The sequence below is a fragment of the Thermostichus sp. OS-CIW-32 genome, assembly GCF_054060415.1.
On record NZ_JBSSDD010000001.1, the window covers coordinates 1 to 18,759 of the forward strand.

Annotated in this window: 19 protein-coding genes, 1 other RNA gene and 2 pseudogenes; 11 read left to right on the plus strand and 11 right to left on the minus strand. The window is 56.8% G+C overall.

Going from position 1 to position 18,759, the window contains the following annotated elements:
- Positions 1-449: pseudogene (locus tag ACVWY8_RS00005) on the minus strand (photosystem II D2 protein (photosystem q(a) protein)); the annotation flags it as partial.
- 477 nt (positions 450-926) lie between these two features.
- Here ACVWY8_RS00005 and petM point away from each other — a divergent pair.
- The 6 genes from petM to ACVWY8_RS00035 all read left to right on the plus strand — a co-directional run bounded on the left by petM (position 927) and on the right by ACVWY8_RS00035 (position 5,378).
- Positions 927-1,034: a cytochrome b6-f complex subunit PetM gene (gene petM / locus ACVWY8_RS00010; protein WP_414329137.1), complete on the plus strand. Its 108-nt coding sequence runs from the start codon at positions 927-929 to the stop codon at positions 1,032-1,034.
- Positions 1,035-1,147: 113 nt separating this feature from the next.
- A complete protein-coding gene (locus ACVWY8_RS00015; RefSeq protein ID WP_457392665.1) occupies positions 1,148-2,122 on the plus strand; it encodes a ketopantoate reductase family protein in 975 nt (324 codons plus the stop codon).
- A 196-nt stretch (positions 2,123-2,318) separates the two neighbouring features.
- Positions 2,319-3,086 (plus strand): SDR family oxidoreductase, encoded by a 768-nt coding sequence (locus tag ACVWY8_RS00020; RefSeq protein ID WP_457392662.1) that lies wholly within the window; start codon positions 2,319-2,321, stop codon positions 3,084-3,086.
- A 72-nt stretch (positions 3,087-3,158) separates the two neighbouring features.
- Positions 3,159-4,418, plus strand: coding sequence for a sensor histidine kinase (locus tag ACVWY8_RS00025; RefSeq protein WP_457392659.1), 1,260 nt, complete (start codon positions 3,159-3,161; stop codon positions 4,416-4,418).
- Positions 4,419-4,572: 154 nt separating this feature from the next.
- Positions 4,573-4,836 (plus strand): photosynthetic electron transport-dependent transcriptional regulator PedR, encoded by a 264-nt coding sequence (pedR, locus tag ACVWY8_RS00030; protein WP_011432496.1) that lies wholly within the window; start codon positions 4,573-4,575, stop codon positions 4,834-4,836.
- Between the two features lie 281 nt (positions 4,837-5,117).
- On the plus strand, positions 5,118-5,378 hold the full coding sequence (locus ACVWY8_RS00035) for a hypothetical protein (protein WP_414343320.1): 261 nt from the start codon (positions 5,118-5,120) through the stop codon (positions 5,376-5,378).
- A gap of 79 nt (positions 5,379-5,457) precedes the next feature.
- On the opposite strand, the gene ACVWY8_RS00040 is transcribed toward ACVWY8_RS00035, so the two are convergent.
- Positions 5,458-6,342, minus strand: a complete 885-nt coding sequence (locus tag ACVWY8_RS00040; protein ID WP_414421965.1) for an acyl-CoA desaturase — start codon at positions 6,340-6,342, stop codon at positions 5,458-5,460.
- Positions 6,343-6,712: 370 nt separating this feature from the next.
- Here ACVWY8_RS00040 and ACVWY8_RS00045 point away from each other — a divergent pair, with 370 nt between their 5' ends.
- Positions 6,713-7,930: an RNA-guided endonuclease InsQ/TnpB family protein gene (locus tag ACVWY8_RS00045; protein ID WP_457392656.1), complete on the plus strand. Its 1,218-nt coding sequence runs from the start codon at positions 6,713-6,715 to the stop codon at positions 7,928-7,930.
- 36 nt (positions 7,931-7,966) lie between these two features.
- Positions 7,967-8,668, plus strand: coding sequence for a TetR/AcrR family transcriptional regulator (locus ACVWY8_RS00050; RefSeq protein ID WP_414329131.1), 702 nt, complete (start codon positions 7,967-7,969; stop codon positions 8,666-8,668).
- A gap of 200 nt (positions 8,669-8,868) precedes the next feature.
- Here ACVWY8_RS00050 and rnpB read toward each other — a convergent pair.
- The 3 genes from rnpB to ACVWY8_RS00065 all read right to left on the minus strand — a co-directional run bounded on the left by rnpB (position 8,869) and on the right by ACVWY8_RS00065 (position 10,929).
- Positions 8,869-9,298, minus strand: an RNA gene (gene rnpB, locus ACVWY8_RS00055) — RNase P RNA component class A.
- A gap of 32 nt (positions 9,299-9,330) precedes the next feature.
- Complete coding sequence (locus tag ACVWY8_RS00060) at positions 9,331-10,554, minus strand: C45 family autoproteolytic acyltransferase/hydolase (protein WP_457392653.1); 1,224 nt, start codon at positions 10,552-10,554, stop codon at positions 9,331-9,333.
- 21 nt (positions 10,555-10,575) lie between these two features.
- Positions 10,576-10,929: a rhodanese-like domain-containing protein gene (locus ACVWY8_RS00065; RefSeq protein ID WP_414343313.1), complete on the minus strand. Its 354-nt coding sequence runs from the start codon at positions 10,927-10,929 to the stop codon at positions 10,576-10,578.
- A 220-nt stretch (positions 10,930-11,149) separates the two neighbouring features.
- On the opposite strand from ACVWY8_RS00065, the pseudogene ACVWY8_RS00070 reads away from it, so the two are divergent.
- Together ACVWY8_RS00070 and ACVWY8_RS00075 are read left to right on the plus strand one after the other, a co-directional pair.
- Positions 11,150-11,550, plus strand: a pseudogene (locus tag ACVWY8_RS00070) (BMP family lipoprotein); the annotation flags it as partial.
- A gap of 249 nt (positions 11,551-11,799) precedes the next feature.
- Positions 11,800-13,353: a right-handed parallel beta-helix repeat-containing protein gene (locus ACVWY8_RS00075; RefSeq protein WP_457392650.1), complete on the plus strand. Its 1,554-nt coding sequence runs from the start codon at positions 11,800-11,802 to the stop codon at positions 13,351-13,353.
- A 583-nt stretch (positions 13,354-13,936) separates the two neighbouring features.
- Here ACVWY8_RS00075 and ndhI read toward each other — a convergent pair.
- The 4 genes from ndhI to ACVWY8_RS00095 are packed head-to-tail and all read right to left on the minus strand — an operon-like array spanning position 13,937 to position 17,204.
- Positions 13,937-14,560: an NAD(P)H-quinone oxidoreductase subunit I gene (gene ndhI, locus ACVWY8_RS00080; protein WP_414344323.1), complete on the minus strand. Its 624-nt coding sequence runs from the start codon at positions 14,558-14,560 to the stop codon at positions 13,937-13,939.
- A gap of 38 nt (positions 14,561-14,598) precedes the next feature.
- Positions 14,599-15,720: an NADH-quinone oxidoreductase subunit NuoH gene (nuoH, locus tag ACVWY8_RS00085; RefSeq protein WP_414331864.1), complete on the minus strand. Its 1,122-nt coding sequence runs from the start codon at positions 15,718-15,720 to the stop codon at positions 14,599-14,601.
- Positions 15,721-15,776: 56 nt separating this feature from the next.
- Entirely contained in the window at positions 15,777-15,980 is a 204-nt protein-coding gene (locus ACVWY8_RS00090) for a hypothetical protein (RefSeq protein WP_457392648.1), read from the minus strand.
- 39 nt (positions 15,981-16,019) lie between these two features.
- Positions 16,020-17,204: an NAD(P)H-quinone oxidoreductase subunit H gene (locus tag ACVWY8_RS00095; RefSeq protein ID WP_041437160.1), complete on the minus strand. Its 1,185-nt coding sequence runs from the start codon at positions 17,202-17,204 to the stop codon at positions 16,020-16,022.
- A gap of 169 nt (positions 17,205-17,373) precedes the next feature.
- Between ACVWY8_RS00095 and ACVWY8_RS00100 the strand changes: the two genes are divergently transcribed.
- Positions 17,374-17,697, plus strand: coding sequence for a DUF3288 family protein (locus ACVWY8_RS00100; RefSeq protein ID WP_414424124.1), 324 nt, complete (start codon positions 17,374-17,376; stop codon positions 17,695-17,697).
- Between the two features lie 57 nt (positions 17,698-17,754).
- Here ACVWY8_RS00100 and ACVWY8_RS00105 read toward each other — a convergent pair whose 3' ends face one another.
- Both ACVWY8_RS00105 and ACVWY8_RS00110 read right to left on the minus strand, forming a co-directional pair.
- The gene (locus ACVWY8_RS00105; RefSeq protein WP_414331869.1) at positions 17,755-18,312 is read right to left on the minus strand and encodes a carboxymuconolactone decarboxylase family protein; all 558 of its coding nucleotides are present in this window, start codon (positions 18,310-18,312) and stop codon (positions 17,755-17,757) included.
- A gap of 164 nt (positions 18,313-18,476) precedes the next feature.
- Positions 18,477-18,731: a hypothetical protein gene (locus ACVWY8_RS00110; RefSeq protein ID WP_041436298.1), complete on the minus strand. Its 255-nt coding sequence runs from the start codon at positions 18,729-18,731 to the stop codon at positions 18,477-18,479.
- Between the last annotated feature and the right edge of the window lie 28 nt (positions 18,732-18,759).

Here is an 18,759-nt window from a genome sequence, read left to right on the forward strand (position 1 = left end):
ATCGGCGCGCTAAACGCAATGGCGTTGTAGGGCCGCACCCCCACCAGCCGGGCAATCTCAAATTGCCGCAGCATAAAGCCAATCAGCCCCAGCGCTCCGTGCAGGGCCACAAAGGTCCACAGCCCCCCAATCTGGCACCAGCGGGTGAAGTCCCCCTGGGCTTCCGGGCCCCACAGCAGCAGCAGGCTGTGCCCCATGCTGTCGGCGGGGGTGGAGACGGCTACGGTCAAAAAGTTGCACCCTTCCAGGTAGGAGCTGGCCAACCCGTGGGTGTACCAGGAAGTTACAAAGGTGGTGCCGGTGAGCCAGCCGCCCAGGGCTAGGTAAGCGCAGGGGAACAGCAGCAGCCCGGACCAGCCGATAAACACGAATCTGTCGCGCTTGAGCCAGTCATCGACGATGTCGAACCATCCTCGCTCCTGACGCACGCGCCCTACCGCTATGGTCATCTGAACTACTCCTTAAAGACATCTAAATGAATGAGGACGTTAATGAAACTACAAAGTTTGCTTCTTCGAAGCAAGAGCGGAGCCTAGGTATAAAGACTCAACTCCTGGGTCTTTTGCCTCAGTTTCCTTGAACGGCTCTTTGGCAAGAACTGCTCAGGAGTTTCCCGTTAAGTCAGGATCCCTAGCGCTTCAAGACCCTACTTAGAACCGTTTCCACAACTCGCGAGGCCCAACGGGCCATTCGAGAGCCAACAAACAAGCTTTACGGCTGTAGGCATTACAATTTAGCCTATGCCGGTAAAGACTTGTAAATTGCTTTCATTATAGAGGCGGATAGCCGGATCTCATCAAGTCTGGGAGAACGACTGTTTTTCGAGGAGTTGGGTTTGGGCCGCTACACCCTTGGAGTGAAGGCCAGGGCTTGGGATCCGATATCCTGAGAAGGCGATGTATCCCATTTGCGAGGAAGCTGAATCTATGGCTGGCGAGATCTTCACCATTGCTGGACTCTGCATTGTGCTGACCCTGGTGGGCGTGGCACTTGGATATGGGATCCTAAGGGTGACCCAAGGGGGGGCAGAGTAAAGCTGTCGAGGATTTCTCCCGGGCCCGGTATCGGGCCTTGTTACAGCTCCATGTCAATTCCATGTCAATTGGCCACCTGGATATGAGGTGGGTGGCGGAAAGATGATAAACTCATGAAGATTTGTATCGTTGGCGCTGGGGCGGTGGGAAGTCACTTGGCCATATGCCTGGCTCGGTCTGGCTTTCCCGTCAGTGTCGTGGCCCGTGGAGCTCACCTGCAGGCCATCCGCACCCAAGGTCTAAAGCTGATCCGGCAGGGGGATCCCTCCCAAACCTGGGTAGAGCGGTTGACAGCCACCGACGATCCGGCTGCCCTGGGCCCACAGGACTGGCTGATAGTGACGGTCAAGGCCCACAGCTTGCCGCAGCTTGCCCCTCGGCTGGGATCCCTGTGTGGCCCCGACACCCCCATTGTGATTGCCCAGAATGGTATCCCCTGGTGGTACTTTTACCGGCATGGGGGCGAGTTTGAGGGGCATTCCCTGACTTCCGTGGATCCAGAAGGGGTTATCGCTGCTCATTTGCCGATAGAGCGGGTGATCGGCTGTGTGGTGTATATCGCCGTGCAGTTGGCAGAGCCAGGAGTGGTCTTGCACACAGGGGGTGGGCGCTACATTCTGGGGGAACCGGATGGATCTCTGTCAGGGCGGCTGCAGTCCTTGGCCGCCATCTTTGAACAGGCGCAGCTTTCCACCACCCTCACCTCGCAGATTCGGGCCGAGATCTGGCAGAAACTGTGGGGCAACGCCGCCTTCAATCCCATCAGCGCCCTCACCCGAGCTGCTCAAGATGAGATCGCTCAGTACCCACCCACCCATGCTTTGGTTCGGTCGGTGATGCGGGAAGTTGAGGCTGTGGCCCAAGCTCTGGGGATCCGGCTGCCGGTCTCTTTGGAAGAGCGGCTAGAAGATGCAGCCCGCGTGGGATCCCATCGCACCTCGATGCTGCAGGATGTTGAGCTGGGGCGACGGACGGAGATCGAGGCCATTGTGGGAGCCATCACCGAGTTGGGGCGTTTGGTGGGGGTGCCCACTCCCCATTTGGATACTCTGTATGCTTGCGTCAAGCTGCTGGAGCGCTCTCTTTAAGGAGCTTTTGCAGGAAGCGGTAGCGTCGCTACCGAACAGCAGCGAAACGATTCGTTTGCTGGATCCCAGACTCCCCTTGGGGAAGTGGCTCGAACTCCTAGAATGGCTGTAGCCTCCCACTGAGGAGGAAGCTGGGGGCGGCTGTCCACTTTTCGCCGACTGCACTCAATTGAAATCACAGCATTTGAATTAGCAAATGATGATCGAAAACTCCATCGTGCTCATCACCGGAGCCAGTAGCGGCATTGGGGCCGCTTGTGCCACCCTTTTTGCCCGTTCTGGAGCCCGCCTGATTCTGGTGGCCCGCCGTCAGGATCGGCTGCAGGAACTGGCTGGGGAATTGCAGCAGGCTTACGGCACTCCTTCCTACCTGCTGGCTTTGGATGTGCGGGATGGGGCAGCCGTGCAGCAGGCGCTTCAATCTTTGCCCTCGCCGTGGGCCAACATCGACATCTTGATCAACAATGCCGGTTTAAGTCGTGGCTTGGACAAGCTCCACATGGGGGCCTTGCAAGATTGGGAAGAGATGATCGATACCAACCTCAAGGGTCTGCTCTATGTTACCCGCGCCGTTTTGCCCGGCATGGTGGAGCGAGGTCGAGGCCATGTGGTGAACATCGGCTCCATTGCCGGTCGGCAGACCTACCCAGGTGGCGCTGTGTATTGCGCTTCTAAGGCCGCCGTGCGGGCCATCTCCGAGGGGCTGAAGCTGGATTTACTGGGCACCCCCATTCGCGTCACCGAGATTCAGCCGGGCCTGGTGGAAACCGAGTTCAGCCAAGTGCGCTTCCGTGGGGATCGCGCCCGTGCGGCAGCAGTGTATCAGGGCCTCACCCCCTTGACGGCGATGGATGTGGCTGAAGTGGTGGTGTTTGCGGCAACCCGTCCCCCCCACGTGAACATCAGCGAGATCTTGCTTGTGCCCACCGACCAAGCCAGTACCACCCTCGTACATCGTCGATAAGAGGCCGGCAACCGGGCTTTCGCCTCCACTCTTGCTTCCCTGAGCGACAATGGCAGCAAAGGTGGTGGGAACATGGGACTGGAAGCCGGGATCCTGATCGGGTTGGGAATCGGTTTGCTTTGCACGTTGCTCCTGCTGTGGCAGACTCGGCGCCGTTTCAGATGCGAATTGCAGCGGTTGGGATCCCTGGTGCATCTGGCCATGCCCCTCCACTCCCTGGAACAGATGCTCAGCTTGCTCAGCCGTTATCTTCGCCAACAAGATCTGGATTGGGCCAACCAAAAACAGCAACTGCAAAACTGGCAATACCTGAGCCAGCGGCTCCCTTGGGGATATCTGCGGGTAGACGAAAACAACGTGGTGCTGGAGTGCAATCCTGCCGCCCAGCGCCTGCTGCGCATCAGCCAATGGCAGCCGGGCATCAAGCTCTTGCTGGAATGGGTGCGCTCCTATGAGTTGGATCAGCTCATCGAGGCTACCCGCCGACAGGAGACCGCTGCTCCTGTCCAAAGTCGCGAATGGATTTTCTACCCTTCCGGTGGGGATGGCAAACCGATTCCGCTGCGGGCTTGGGGGTTGCTCCTGCCGCAAGCGCACGTGGCCATTTTTTTAGAAGACCGGCTGGAAGCAAAAATGCTGGCCCAACAGCGGGATCGCTGGGCTTCGGATGTGGCTCACGAGCTGAAAACCCCCCTCACCTCCATTCGCTTGCTGGCCGAAACTTTACAAAGCCGGGTCGATGCCGCTCAAGCAGTCTGGGTGGAACGATTGCTAAATGAAACTCTGCGCCTGAGCCATTTGGTTCAAGACTTGCTCGAACTCAGCGCCCTCAATTTGGGAGCCGCATCCCGCTCCCAATGGCGTTGGGTGGATCTGGCAAGTTTGGTGCGCGAGGCCTGGCAAAGTGTAGAGCCGTTGGCCAAGCCTCGACACCAGGAACTGCACCTGAGCGGATTGTCCCAGATTTACCTCTGGGGAGATGAGCAACGCCTATACCGCCTCATCCTCAATCTCTTGGACAACGCCGTCAAGTATGGCAAGCCCGACTCTCCTATCCATGTGGTGCTTTCGGAGCAGGGATCCCAGGTGCGGCTAGAGGTGTACGACCACGGCCCCGGCCTGCCAGAGGATCAATTTGAGTTGGTCTTCCAGCCCTTTTACCGCACCGACACTGCGCGGGCCCGCAGCAAAGGCGGAACTGGCCTAGGGCTGGCAATTGTGCGACAAATTGTCGAAGTTCACGGGGGCACCATCCAACTGCGCAATCACCCGCAAACCGGTGGGCTGTGGGTTCAGGTGGAACTGCCCCGGAAGCACCTGGATCCCTTGTGAAGCCTATCCGAAAACGCTCGCATCAGTGGCCTGCAGCCAGAATCTGGACGAGAATCGCCTAAGATTTCCTTTCTTCAGGGCTGTCCATCTCAGGGGTGATCCCCTAGAATTGGGGTAGGTAATCTTTACAGTTCATCTTAAGCAGGCATTCGGAATGGGTACTGACTATCATTCCGCAGACTTGTTGTCCGAACGGGAGCTGCAGGTCATTGAGTTGATTGCAGCAGGACTGACCAATCAGGACATCGCGGAACGCCTAGAGATCAGCAAGCGCACCGTTGACAATCACATCAGCAATATTTTGAGCAAGACCCGAACGGCAAATCGGGTGGCCTTAGTACGCTGGGCCTTGCAGTGGGGAAAGATTTGCCTGGATCAGGTAAACTGCTGCACTTTGGTCGATGACAAAATTGCTTAGTCCCATCCCATTTTGCCGGTCAAGTGTCCAGCAAAGAGTGTTGAGCGGGGGGGTTTTGGTGACTGTATTGCCCAGAAGTTATAGTCATTTCAATGAGGAATGAAACTGTTCCGTTGCAGTGCTTCCTAGCTCTTCTCTCTCTTAGGGAGAGGGATTGGGGGGCTCGCGGAAGTGATGCGGAGCATTTGGGCGACACCACGGAGTAGTTAGGAAGCGTCTTAATCTAACTTGAAGTGACTATACTTGAGTTGTTTTGAGCTACGTTGATTGGGTTGTCATACGTGAGCGTCCCCAAGCTGAAACGCTACGCTGTTCGCTACGATTCTATGCCCCTGATGGTTTATCGGGAATTGGCTGCCCATTTGGCTTGTGTTTCAGGGGTGAAAACGGAGCTGGAGTGGAAAAAAAACTCCACCTTCCGCTACCAAGACAGCCAAATAGAGGCATTGCATATTCATCAAGAACCCGATGCCGACATAGAACAAATTAAGCGTATTCTTGACCACTATGGAGCGTGGCAGTATAGCCCCTTAGAAGACTAGCTCTCTCTGCAACCCAAAAGGGATCCCTAGGGATAGGGATCCCCGGATGATTCCTCTGCAAGGTCTGGGAAAAACCAGTTCAGCGAGCAGCTTGGCCTTGGGCAGGCAGGTGCAGCTTACGAGCCAGGCCCAATCTCGCCAACAGCCAAATGGCCCAGTAGGTCATGTCGATCTCCCACCAACGCAAACCGGCCTTAACGCACTTCGGGTCGGCATGATGGTTGTTGTGCCACCCTTCACCATAGGTCAGAATCGCCGCCCACCAAAGGTTACGAGCATTGTCATTGCTCTCGAAAGTCCGGTAACCCCAGAAGTGGCTGGCCGAGTTGATTAACCAGGTGCAATGCAGTAGCAGCACTGTCCGCACGAAGATACCGTACACGACGAATGACCAGCCCCCCAGCAGGTAGAGTATCGCGGCCAATGGCAGCTGCAGAAGCAGGGCGTACCTATCCAGCCAGCGGTAGAAGGGATCCCGAGCCAAGTCGGGCGCAAAGGCAAAATACTTCTCAGGGTTAAAAAATTCTTCGCGGTGGTAGATCAGCCAGAGCACATGGCTCCACCAAAAGCCCTTACGAGCAGAATAGGGATCCTTCTCCTCGTCTTCGGTGAAGGCGTGGTGCTGACGATGGCCGCCCACCCAAAAGATCGGCCCCCCTTGAACGGCCAGGGCACCGAGAGTCGTGAAGACATATTCCAGCCACTTGGGCACCTGGAAACTACGATGGCTGAGCAGGCGGTGGTACCCCAAGCAGATGCCTAAGCTGCCGAAACACCAGTGGAGAAATAGGGCTACTCCCAGAGCGGGCCAGGAGAAGAAGAAAATGCCTCCCACCAAAGCCACCACGTGAAAAATGGCAAAGAAGAGCACATGTTCCCAAGCAAACCGAAAGGACTCTTGGGGCTCGGGCCGATTGAGCGGAGCGGGATGATTCAGCGATTGGCGAGAAAAAGAAGTGGTCATGAACCCACAAAACCTCAGAAGAAGAAGTAGACTAGACTGACTAGGAAAGAGCCAAAACACAAAGCCCAAGTTAAGGCCGCCGGATAACAGCGGCCCAACGTGAAAACGGAGTCAAACCCCTGAAGACACCGCCATAGCCAGCGGTGACTTGCTATGTGCTCCGCTGTGATGAACTTGGCTACACAGGAAGAAGAGGAGCAGAGGCAACGCTGCCGACATCCTCTCGCTTGACATTAAGCCTAGCGGTATTCCACCGTAAATGCAAGCGTCACTTGCAGCCCGCCGCAATTCTTCAGCTAGAAATCGCAGGAGCCCCGCACTGTACCCGTAGGGTCAGTGCCGGGAGGAATGCGGAAGTTATGATAGAACCATGACCCAAGTCCTGACCGTCTCCTGCAAGCTCAAGGCGTCCCAGTCGCAGGCCGCCAAATTGGACGCGACTTTGGAGGCTTTTGGCCAAGCCTTGAATTGGGTCAACCAGAACACACCCGAGAAAGTCGCCAACGCCGTTAAGCTCCAGTCTCTGTGCTACCGCGAAATCCGCGCCCGGTTCGGCTTGTCCAGTAACTTGGCTCAGCAGGTCTGCAGACGGCTGGCCGGCGCCCGTAAAGTTGCCCGACAGAAAAACCGCCCCGTCAAAACGTTCAAGGGTGGCTTCGCTACCTACGATGCACGTATCTTTTCGTTCCGCGAGAAAGACTGGACGGTGTCGCTCACCACGGTGGAAGGGAGAGAACGCTTTGAACTGGCCATTGGCAACTACCAGCGTGGGATGCTGGCTGGCTCTAACCCCAAATCGGCCACCCTGGTCAAGCGCAAAGATGGCTCCTACTACATCCAGATTTGCGTAGAGAAAAAGCCACCCAAGCAACAAGATACCGACAAGGTGATCGGGGTGGACTTGGGAAGGACAGATATTGCCCATACGTCAGAGGGGGACAACTGGAATGGACAGCAGTTGAACAGAGTCCGCGACCACTACTCCCGGTTGAGGGCGGTACTCCAACGCAAAGCCAGTAAGGGCACACGCAGTTCGCGGCGCAGATGCCGTCAACTGCTGCAACGGCTGTCTGGCAAGGAGAGACGCTTTCAGTCGCGTCAGCGTTGCATAGCAAAAACGTGGGTCAATCATCGCATCTCTAAAGCTATTGTCTCCAGGGCAAAGGCTACCAACAGCGCTATCGCCCTGGAAGACCTGACAGGGATCCGGGAAAGGGTCAATCAACAGCCGCGCAGCAAAGCCGAAAGGCGCAGGGCCAACAGTTGGGCGTTCTACCAACTACGTCAATTTCTGGAATACAAGGCGAGGGTTGCAGGGGTTTCTCTGGTTCTTGTGCCGCCTGCTTACACGTCGCAGACCTGTCACAAGTGTTTACACATCCATCCCGACCCTGCGCAATCCTACCGCAGTGGTAAGTCGTTCAAGTGTGGGCACTGTGGATGGGAAGGGGATGCGGATTTGAATGGTGCGAATGTGATTGCGCTCTTGGGGGCTGTCGTAAACCAGCCTAGAGGTTCGGGCCTGTTTTGTTCTCTGGTAGGGCAGAGCAGGCTCAGGGCTACTGAAAGCCCGCTCCGTACCGCTTAGCGGTCGGAGCCGGGTAGTTTACGTTTTCTCCTCACTATGGCACGTCCTTCTTCTCGGCAAAGGCTGCTGAATGCGGCTCGGGAGCTGTTCGTTCGTCAGGGCATCACCCAGACCACCACCCGTCAAATTGCGGATTTGGCCGGAGTGAATGAGGTCACCCTGTTTCGGCACTTCGGCACCAAGCAAGGGTTACTCCTGGCCGTATTTGGGGAGCTGGGGGTCTTTTCCGGCATAGCCGATCTGCCCCTGAAGGCGGATCCCGCCCCCTCTCAAGGTTCTGGGTTGCAAGCCATTCTCCTGCGCTATGTCCACACCTGTTTTCGGGCTTTGGCCGATAATCCTGAACTGGTGCGCTCCCTGGTCGGGGAGGCTGGCCTTTATTCTGAGGAACATCGTCGCGCCTTGCGGATGGGTTTTTCTCAGGCCCAAGAACAGCTGACAGAGTATTTGCGGCGATTTCCCAACTCTGAGTTGCAATCTGTCGAGCCAGATCGCCTTTATGCAGCCGTTGGGGTTTTGCATGTAATGATTTTGGGAGCAGCAATGTTGGCGGTAACTGCCGAGTTGCCTTCCGTTGGCGCCGACGGAACCGAGCCCTCTGTTGAGGGGCAGCTATCGGATGAAAAATCTAAAAAATCAGAGAAAGGCGCCGAAACCGCCAGGATCCCCCCCCTTCTGCAAGCCTGCGTGGAGCTGTGGATGGCAGGCGTGACCAGAATGACAGAACCTACGCCGTAGCGCAGCCACCCACAATTGGACAAGGCTCTCCAAGTGCCCTAGGTGGGCATGCGATACAGCTTCTCCCAGCGACACACTGACTACGGCCAATAAATAGCCCCAGACCACAGGGATCCCGGCAACCTGCAGAACTCCCGTGAGCTCAGAACAAACTCTCTCTGTGTGCAAATAGATGTGCAAACAGGTAGATGTGCAAGTAGAAAAGAGAGGAGGTTGTAAGCCGGGTTCTGTAGTGCAGAGTTGCACTGGCGATCATCCATCTGGGAGTGATGTTGCCATCACCCTCTAGCGGCTCACCACCATCGAGAGCACCCTTCCCCGCTTTGGGTACCGTGATCTCGATGCAGCCAACAGGGGCGAAGAACAGCCATGATCCTGCGGCTGCGGCCTTGCTTTCCACCGGGGTTTACCGAGCCAACGCCTCACGACGTTGCTGGTGGGCTCTTACCCCACCTTTGCACCCTTACCTGTGCTGGGATCCCAGCCATCGGCGGTATGTTTCTGTGGCACTATCCTCGCGGTTACCCGCACTGGGCTTTCCCCAGCGGTGTGTTCTTCTGAAAGCCCGGACTTTCCTCATCCCGCTGTCTGGTGGCGACAGCAAGGACGCGATCGCCTGCCCCTCCTCTCTCTTCAGCTCGATCCTACTGCATCTTCCAAACCTAGAAAATCCCGGAAATCGGTACAAACTCCACTTGATCGGGAATGTTGGGGGCCACATGCAGGATTTGTTGGTTCAGATCCATCACCACAGCCGCTACGCTTTCGGTGCGATCCCAGGCGGGCAGATGGGGATCCGGATAGCGGCAGATGCAGTGGGGGGCATTCGTCCGGTCCTGTAGGATTTTTTGAAGAGTGACCGCCTCTAGGGTTCCCGTTTGAGCACTCTGGCGAAGCAAATGATAGGCCCGTTCTAGCCTTGTGGAGGATCCTATATGGGGGGGCAGCTCATCTTCTCGCAAGGCCGGATCCAGGAAATGATTGGTGTGGGCGAGGATCCCTCCTTGAGGGAGATGCAGGCCAATTCCTCGTGGACTGATTTCAAAGCTGATTGCACTAGCGGGCTGTAGGCCTACCGCCTGTCCTGCGGTACCCGCAACGCTGACACAAGAGGACGCGGTGTAAGGATAGGATCTCACCCTCTCCACAGCTTGCTGCCACTCCTCACACTCCAACAACAAGCGCAATAGCAAATGCACCGGCATTCCCTCGGTTTGCCCATCTAGGGTAGAGCGCAAGAGGTTGAGGGCCACGGCCAACCCTGCTCGGTTGAGGCCGATTTTGGCCAGGATCCCAGCTTCGGTCAGGGTGAGGTAGGCAGGGTGGTTATCGGAGCGAACGCACAACAGCACACAGGCCCTGCGCTGCTCCCCAAGCCAATCCCAGGTTTGGGCCAAGTAGGTGTGGTGGGTGGAGGTAACCTGGGGCAAGGCCGCCAGGGTGGTGCATTCTCCCCCATCCGGGTTGGCTTGGGCTGGATCGATGAGATCAATCCCCTTGAATTCATGAGCAGGATCCGGTGGGTGCTGGGGCACCCCGTTTTGGAGATTGTGTTCCAGAGCAGCGGCGCAGTTGGGATGGGATCCCCTGGGAACCGATCTGGATAAAATTTCGGTGCGCAAATTGAGGGCCAGAATCTCGGCGAAACGAAAGCCACTCCCCGCAGCAATTCCTTGGATTTCTTCCAGCAGGTGGGGCACGTGGCGCTCTAGCCAGGGCAGGGATCCCTCTGCTTGGGTCTGGGCCTGCTGCCAGGTGAGACCACAGCGGTAGGCAAATTGGCGGGCGTAGCTGGCAATGCTGTGGCGAATGAGTTGGGCCGCCTGGGATCCATACTGTTGGCCTCGTTGTTGGGGATCCCCCTGCAGATGAAGAATGGGGAACATGGTGCTGGTTTGCCCGTGACCTCAATAGGTGGGCAGGGAGGGATCCACCTCACAAGCCCAAGCGTGAATGCCGCCGCTGATGTTATGAACCTGAGTGAACCCGTTGGCCTGTAGCCACTGGCTCATCTGGGCAGAGCGGAGGCCATGATGACAGAGCACAAAAGTTGGCTGATCTGGATCCAGCTCTGTGAGGATCCGTTCCCTCCATTCCTCGTACTGGCTCAAGGGGTAGTTGCGAAAGCCCAGGGCATTTAAATTCACCAGCTCCAGCTCTGCCGGTTCCCGCACATCGATCAATTGCAGAGGGCCGGCCTCGGGATCCTGTAGGTATTGGGCCATCTGTTGTGGTGTAATGGAGCGGATGGAGAAGGACATCGCCAACTCTGGTCTACAGGGATCCCTTTTCAAGATACACCGGCTCAGCGGCTGCCCTGAGACTGCCCGCAAAGGTTAAGATGTCACCCTGATTTGGGCTTAGCCTGGGTATGGCTGTGCAACGCTTTTTGATCGACACGGATACGGCGGGAGATGATGTTACCTCGCTGCTCTTTGGGCTGCTCTGGCCCAACAGCATCCTACAGGGCTGCCCGCCGGGGTGAGTTTCATTCGAGATCCCTTTGCGGAAGTGCCCAAACCCGCCGATTATGCCAGCATCTGCAGCGGAGATACCCGTCCGCTGTTCTTTATCGGTGTGGATGCTAACCAAAACTACCTGGGGGATACCGATAACAACCCTGCCACCCTCAACCACGGTCTCACCTCGATGCTGAAGCGGGTGGATATGGCCACCTATGAAGTGATTCGCAGCGTGGTGGAAGGCAACTTTAAGGCAACTTTGTCGGCGGCATTCAAACCTTTGGCCTGGAGAACGAGGGTGTGGGCTATGCCCTGGATGAATACAACCAAGCCTTGCTCTCAGCGGATTTGGTGGCTGCTGTGGAAGCGGTGAAGCAAGACATCCTCGCCGGAACCCTCGAAGTACCTGAAGAGCGCTAGATTTTTGAGATTTTTGTTGCCGATTGATTGCGGATCCCTGGCGAAGCCTTGACTAAACAGAGGATCCATCAGAGGATGCTTTTGCTGAGGGCATTGGATCGCAACTTGGCCACCTGCACTTTGACCTCGTGGCAGTTGCTTGTTGTTCTTGTTTGTTGCTGTAACAACCTTAACCGCTAAGCGCTTGTAAGGAGCTTTCCACCTATGCTTGGCCAAGTATCCAAGTCTGGTTGGGGGATCTGTTCAGCCTTGCTGCCTCTGTTGGCAGGGATCGCTTTCGGCTGTGGAGGAGGCACAGGCAACTCTCCCCCTCTGCCGTCGCCAGGTAGTGGATCTGTCGTCCTGCAAGTGGATCCGGCCAGGGGCCCCTTTACCAAGGTGGCTGATGCCGTTGCAGAAGCGCAGCGGCTGCAAAATGCCACAGCAGGACTAGAGGTGCTGATCCAGATTTTGGGGGCGGGCAAGGAGAGACTGGAGAAGAACCTCGCCCTGGATGGAGGTGACGGCACCAATGGCGGGCGGATTCGGATTACCAGCTCTGCTGCCTACGAGATCCTAGCGGGGTTGTTCGATGTGGTTGTAGCCAGCCAAACTAGCCTGCAAGGGGTAGAGGTCGTGTTGGAAGGTGGAAAGATTCAGGTCAACGGTGGCACCTTTCAGCCGAGCAAGGTCACCCTCAACGACCCTCGCTCCAACATCTTGGTCAACGGCAATGCTGCGGTTCTAGAGGGAGCCTTGAACCAATTGGCCGAGATTTTGTGCCAGCAATTTTTGGATCCCTGTGTGCAGATCTCCGGAAACAGTCGAGTCAGCGGCATTTCGTCAATCGTTAGCAAAACAGGCGGGGTGGGCATAGGCACAACACCAGGAAGTAACCCAACCCTCGAGAACAACACGATTCTCTTACAAGCTTTAGGGACTTTGGCTGTTCGCTACAGCGACAACTCCGGCGGGATCTTCCGCAACAACCAAATCGAAGGGGATCCACCTACCGCTGGGGCTGGCTTAGTGCTGCAGGCTCGGCAAGCAGGTAGGAGCGGCACTACCGGGATTCAACTGGATGGGGCAGGCTCAATTCCATCCATTCAATCCAACAGGATCGGCGTGGGTGGGATAGCCGGGAGCGTCGGCATTCGCATCTTGCAAGGAACACAAGCCCGTACCCTTTCTGGAAATACATTTCTGGCTCGGGGCGAGGGCAGAGGGATAGCAATTCAAGCGGCCCCCGGCACCCCAGATGTGGTGATTGCAGCCTACCTAGCCGGCAATGCCTTCCAGGGGAACTTTGCTGAGAGAGTTGCTGTGGGACTCTTCACACCCACACCTGAGCCAACGCCTTCTCCCACCCCGACACCTACACCCGTGCCCACACTTAGGCCGACGCCTTCTCCCACCCCGACGCCTACACCCGTGCCCACACCTGAGCCAACGCCTTCTCCCACCCCGACACCTACACCCGTGCCCACACTTAGGCCGACGCCTCCTTCCACCCCGACGCCTACACCCACGCCCATACCTTCTGGCCCAAGGATCACAATCCCTAGCTTACCTGCAGCTGCAACGGTAACTATTACTCAGGCAGACGGCACAGTTATTGCCACTTCCACATCGGTGTCTGGGGATGTCGTCACCTTCCCGGCTCCGTTTATCCTTCCCTTTGGCGGTCAGGTTCGTATCACCCCTGCTGTCCCTTCCCCAGCGCCCATCACAGTGGGAACCATCACCCTTAGCACCTTCGACAACACAACTAACCCTGGCAGCACGACTTATTTCAACCTTGGACCTAGCATTCCCGTAAACTAGCTTTTGTCTGTGTTTAGGCGATTGGTTTTCCTTTGGCTCAAGGTTGCTCAGGCGTGGAAGGCTACCCTTTTGAAATGTGAGGATGCTATGGGTATTTCTGCCGTTTCTTCCCCTGGAGACTTAGCAGTTGCCCTGCCGCCGGGTTTTGATGTCCCTTTGGGTACCTACCATATGGGTGACCCTGCCTTTCGGTTTCCCTGAAGGGGGGTTGGCAAACCTTGCAAGCAGCTTTGGCTCTTAATTTCGTTTTCTTGTTAGAGATTTGCGATGGCTACCTACAACCCTAGTTGCAGCCAGCGTTCTTCGCTAGCCTCCGTGCTTCCAGCCTCCTTCCTAGTAAGAGGGGGCGGCTGCCTGTTCTTTTTCTTCCGAACCCTATGATGAAACTGTTTGAACGTTGCTCCCAGTCAACTGCTTCCATTCGCTTTACCATAACACTTCGCAAACAGTTCGCAGGAGCGGAATTGTCGCCCAAGCCTTTAGCGGGTTAGCCGCCTCAGGGGAATCTGCGGGTAAGTTCACACTCTCTTTGCCCCTAGGGATAGGTCTCTCCACCAGCAATCTAGGCCGTTGGCTGTTCCGACTACTCCACTGCAGCTTTGGCTTCCTTCTCTTTGGCTGCCTTGGCAGCGCGCATTTCCGCCAAAATCTCTTCGGGTCGTTTACCGGCACGCTGGGATCCAGCAGGCAAGTCGTGGGGATCGATTACCCCTTTGGGCAGATAGGCAAATTCTCGCAAGGGGGTCACCATCGGGTCTTCGGTAACTTTAGAGGGCAGACGGCCCATCGCCACTTGGTGGTAGTTGAGGTCATGGCGGTCGTAAGTAGCCAACTCATAATCCTCAGTTACCGAGAGGCAGTTGGTGGGGCAAAACTCCACACAATTGGCACAGAAAATGCACACCCCAAAATCAATGCTGTAGCTGTAAAGCTCTTTTTTCTTCAGCTCTGGGTTGTAGGCCCAATCCACCACCGGCAGATCAATGGGGCAAACCCGAACGCAGATCTCGCAGGCAATACACTTATCGAACTCGAAGTGGATGCGTCCCCGAAAGCGCTCAGAGGGGATCAGCTTTTCGAAGGGGTATTGCACGGTTACCGGGCGCCGACCCATGTGGTCGAAAACCACTCCCATGCCTTGGCCGATGTACTTGGCGGCTCGAAAGGCATCACCCACATATTCTTTGACACGCTTGAGAAACGTCATGGCCTCTGTTCTCCCTCTCTTGCCTGTTTACTTCTCATTCAACCCCCAAAAAAGGTGGGGAAGGCGAGCTTTAGGGCTGCCGTCAGCAGCAAGTTAACAAAGGATACGGGCAGCAAAAACTTCCACCCCAAGTCCAGCAGTTGGTCAATGCGCACCCGCGGCAAGGTCCAGCGCAGCAGGATGGCCAAGAAGATGAAGATAAAAGCTTTGACCATCGTCATGACAATGCCTAAGGCCGCCGCGCCGATCTGCAAGAAAGGGTTATCCAAAGGAATCCCGGCAAGTGCAGCAATCGTTTCCACCGGCACCACAAACGACCAGCCCCCCAAGTACAGCACTGCCGCAATCAGAGAAGCCAGCAGCAAGTTGGCGTAGGATCCCAGATAAAACAGGGCAAACTTCATGCCGGAGTACTCCGTTTGGTAGCCGGCCACCAGCTCTTCTTCTGCTTCCGGCAGATCGAACGGGATCCGCTCCGTTTCCGCCAGCGCCGAGATCAAGAAAATCACAAAGCCAATGGGCTGCCGCCAGACGTTCCAGCTCAGGATGCCCAGGCCACTCTGTTGCTCGACGATCCCCACGGTGTCCAGGCCATTGCTCATCAGCACCACGGCCAACACCGACAGGGCCAACGGCAGCTCATAGCTAATCGACTGGGCCGCCGCGCGTAGCCCCCCCAGCAAAGAGTACTTGTTGTTGGAGCCGTAGCCGGACATCAACAGACCGATGGGTTGCACGCTGGAGGTGGCGATCAGGAAGAACACACCGATGGCAATGTTGGAGATCAACAGGTTTTGGCCGAAGGGAACCACCAGGTAGCACAGGAAGACCGGCAGGAAAACCAATATCGGCCCTAGTGTGAACAAAACCGGGTCGGCCAAGATGGGCAGAACATCTTCTTTGGTCAGCAGCTTGATGCCATCGGCAATCGGGATCAGCACCCCCTGAGGGCCGGCCATGTTGGGGCCAATCCGCTGTTGGGCTGCTGCCGAGATCTTGCGCTCCAGCCAAGTCATGACCATCACCCCCAAGGTGGCGGCGATGATCAGCAGCAACATGGGCAGGGGCATCCAGAGAGCATGGGCTGCACCCGCTCCCAAGCCCAAGTTCTGTAGAGCAGTCTCAAAGCCAAGCTGTAGGTCGATACCGGCGTTTGTCATGGGGGTGAGTAGCTCCCTAGAGACGGTGGGTCAGGTAAGGTTTGGGATCCCTGTAACTAGGCCTTCCCGTTGGGATCTGACTGGGGAGGGCGGTTACGGCGGCGTAGCTCCTGCTGGATGATGGCCTGAAGGCGAGCATCGGATAGCTCTTCCGCGCGGCGGCGCCTTTCCTCTTGGTACTTAGCCCATTGCTTGGGGCCGATAATCGCAGCAATGGTAGACACAATCAACAGCGGCAGAATCAAGATCGCCCAGGCCATCGCCTTTGTCCTCACGTTCCGTAAGCATCTTAGCGATTCCTAGCGATCCACCTCGCCCATGATGATGTCAATGCTGCCGAGGATGGCGATCATGTCGGCTACCTTCATGCCGCGAATGAGCTGAGGCAACACTTGCAAATTGACAAAGCCGGGGGGGCGGATCTTCCAGCGCCAGGGGCAAACGTTGTCGTCTCCCACGATGTAAATGCCCAGCTCTCCTTTGGCGCTCTCCACCCGCACGTAGGCTTCCCCCTTGGGGATCTTGAAGTTGGCCGAAGGCTTTTTGCTGATGAACTGGTAGTCGCCTTTGTTCCACTCCGACTTCGGCCCCTCCAGCATGCGCTTGGCTTCTAGGTTTTCAAAGGGGCCGCCCGGCAGAGCCTTCACCGCTTGCTGCACGATCTTGCAGGACTCGCGCATCTCTTTCATGCGCACCCGATAGCGGGCTAGGCAATCCCCTTCGGGATAAACGGCCACCTCCCAGTCGAAGTCGTCGTAGCATTCGTAGTGATCCACTTTGCGCAGATCCCAGTTGACGCCGCAGGCCCGCAACATGGGGCCGGACAGACCCCAGTTGATGGCGTCTTGCTTGGAGATGGCTCCCACCCCTTCCAGCCGTCGGCGGAAAATCGGGTTGTCGGTAACCAGCCGCTCGTATTCATCCACTTTGGGCAAGAAATACTCGCAAAAGTCTAGGCATTTTTCCGTCCAGCCGTAGGGCAAATCCACTGCTACGCCGCCTACCCGGAAATAGTTGTTGTTGATCAGGCGCATGCCGGTGACGGCTTCAAACAAGTCTAGGATCCACTCCCGCTCCCGCATGGCGTAGAGGAAGGGGGTTTGGGCGCCCAAATCCGCCAAGAAGGGACCAAACCAAAGCAGGTGGTTGGTGATGCGGGTCAGCTCCAGCATGATCACCCGTAGGTAGCTGGCCCGTCTGGGCACGCTGATCCCGGCCAGTTTCTCAACGGCATTGACGGTGATGGCCTCGTTGAACATGCCGGCCCCGTAGTCCCAACGGGAGACGTAGGGCAGGTATTGCACCACCGTGCGGTTTTCGGCGATTTTTTCCATGCCGCGGTGCAAGTAGCCGATCACCGGTTCGCAATCGACGATGTTTTCGCCATCTAGGGTGACCAGCAAACGCAAAACCCCATGCATAGAGGGATGGTGCGGCCCAAAGTTGAGCAACATCCGGTCGGTACGGGTCTCGATCATGGGCATGGGCATAGCCGCCGCCTCCGCAACTGAAGAATGTTCATGGTCTGCAACATTTGCAGTATAGCGGTTTTCTTCTGCCTTCTCGGGATCCCATGCCATCAGGGATCCCAATCCTCGATATTGAAAGTCTCCAGGGGAACTCAGCTAGAGTGAGAAAAAAGGAGGGAGGCCGATGGCTGTATCCCGTTCACCCGCGAATGGCTCATCCCGACGAGAGCAGCAACATCCGCAATATGCCACCGACCGAGCTGCGCTCGATGAGCTGATGGTGCAGGCTCAGGAGAGGCCCCTCTCCGAGTGGGTGCTGGCGGAAGTCGCCCGTTTGCGCATCCGTTACCACGGCTTCCCCGGCGCCTGGGATCTGCAGCGGGATTTGGATCAAATCCTGGAACAGTGGGGCCTGAGCGAAGAAGAGCTGTTCGCCCAGACCCGCCAGATCCATGCCCGCGGCCAGGTGTACGACCGCAGCTTTAGCACGCGAGACGACTGGGCCTAGTGGAGGGTTTGGGTCGGGATCCCTTACCCCCCTGAGAGAGGGGAGTTTGCCGGTTGTTCATGAGACGTGAAGCTGCTCGGCAAAGATGGGATCCAAAGGCACATCCAGGGCGGCAATCACCTTAGTCCAGAAGTTCATGAAGCCAATCCAAGCCGATAGCTCCACCAGATCTTCATCTGACCAAATGGCTTTTAGCTGGGCAAAGAAGCTGTCGGTCACCACCATGCTGGGCACGGTCATCCGCTCAGCGTACTCGATGGCCAGCTTTTCCGCCTCGGTGTAGAGGGTGCTGGTACGGGCCTGGGCCACCGCCGCAATTTTGGCAGGGGAGGCGCCGTACTTTTGCGCCTGCAGGGTGTGGTAGGGAAGGCAGTAGTGGCGGCAGCCGTTGATTTGGGCAATGCGGATGCTGACCAGCTCCTTCAGCTCTTCAGGCAAGTTGGGGTTTTGGGTGTGCAGCGCCCCGTAGAGGTTCATCACGGCTCGCATCAGTTGGGGCTTGTGGGCCATCACCTGCAGGGGGTTGAGGGCGGTGCCGTAGGTTTTCTCCAGGCTTTCGTAAACCTTTTGCAGTTGCTTATCGGCTTTCTCTGGGGTAACAGGAGGGATCCGCATGGACAGTCTGTAAAATTGCAGCATTCTCGACTTTAGCGCGTCTGGGGGATCCGCCCAAGCCTAAGGGGGATTCACAGCCTTGGTGAGTGATCCCTTCTCCCGTTGAGAAGGGGGCCTTGGTCTTTTGGTTTCGTTCCAGACACTCCTGCAGGGCTTGCAACCTGTCAAGGATTGCCCAAGGATTGCTCAACGGCTTCCACCTGCTGCTGGGTGGCGGTAGCCCCTTGGTTGAGGGTTTGCTGGATCTGTTCCCGAGATTGGTAAATCTGCAGCGGCCCACCTTGAGGGATCCCTTGCTGGGCAGCTTCTGGGCTGGCTTGCTCTGGTCTCGGCTCCGAACTCAGCGGGTTGCGATAGAGGCGGTTAACCAGCAAAAATCCCACCAGCACCACAGCAGTTGCCACCAAAAGCCGAACCATACTCGGATCCCTTGCAAGCATCTGGTTC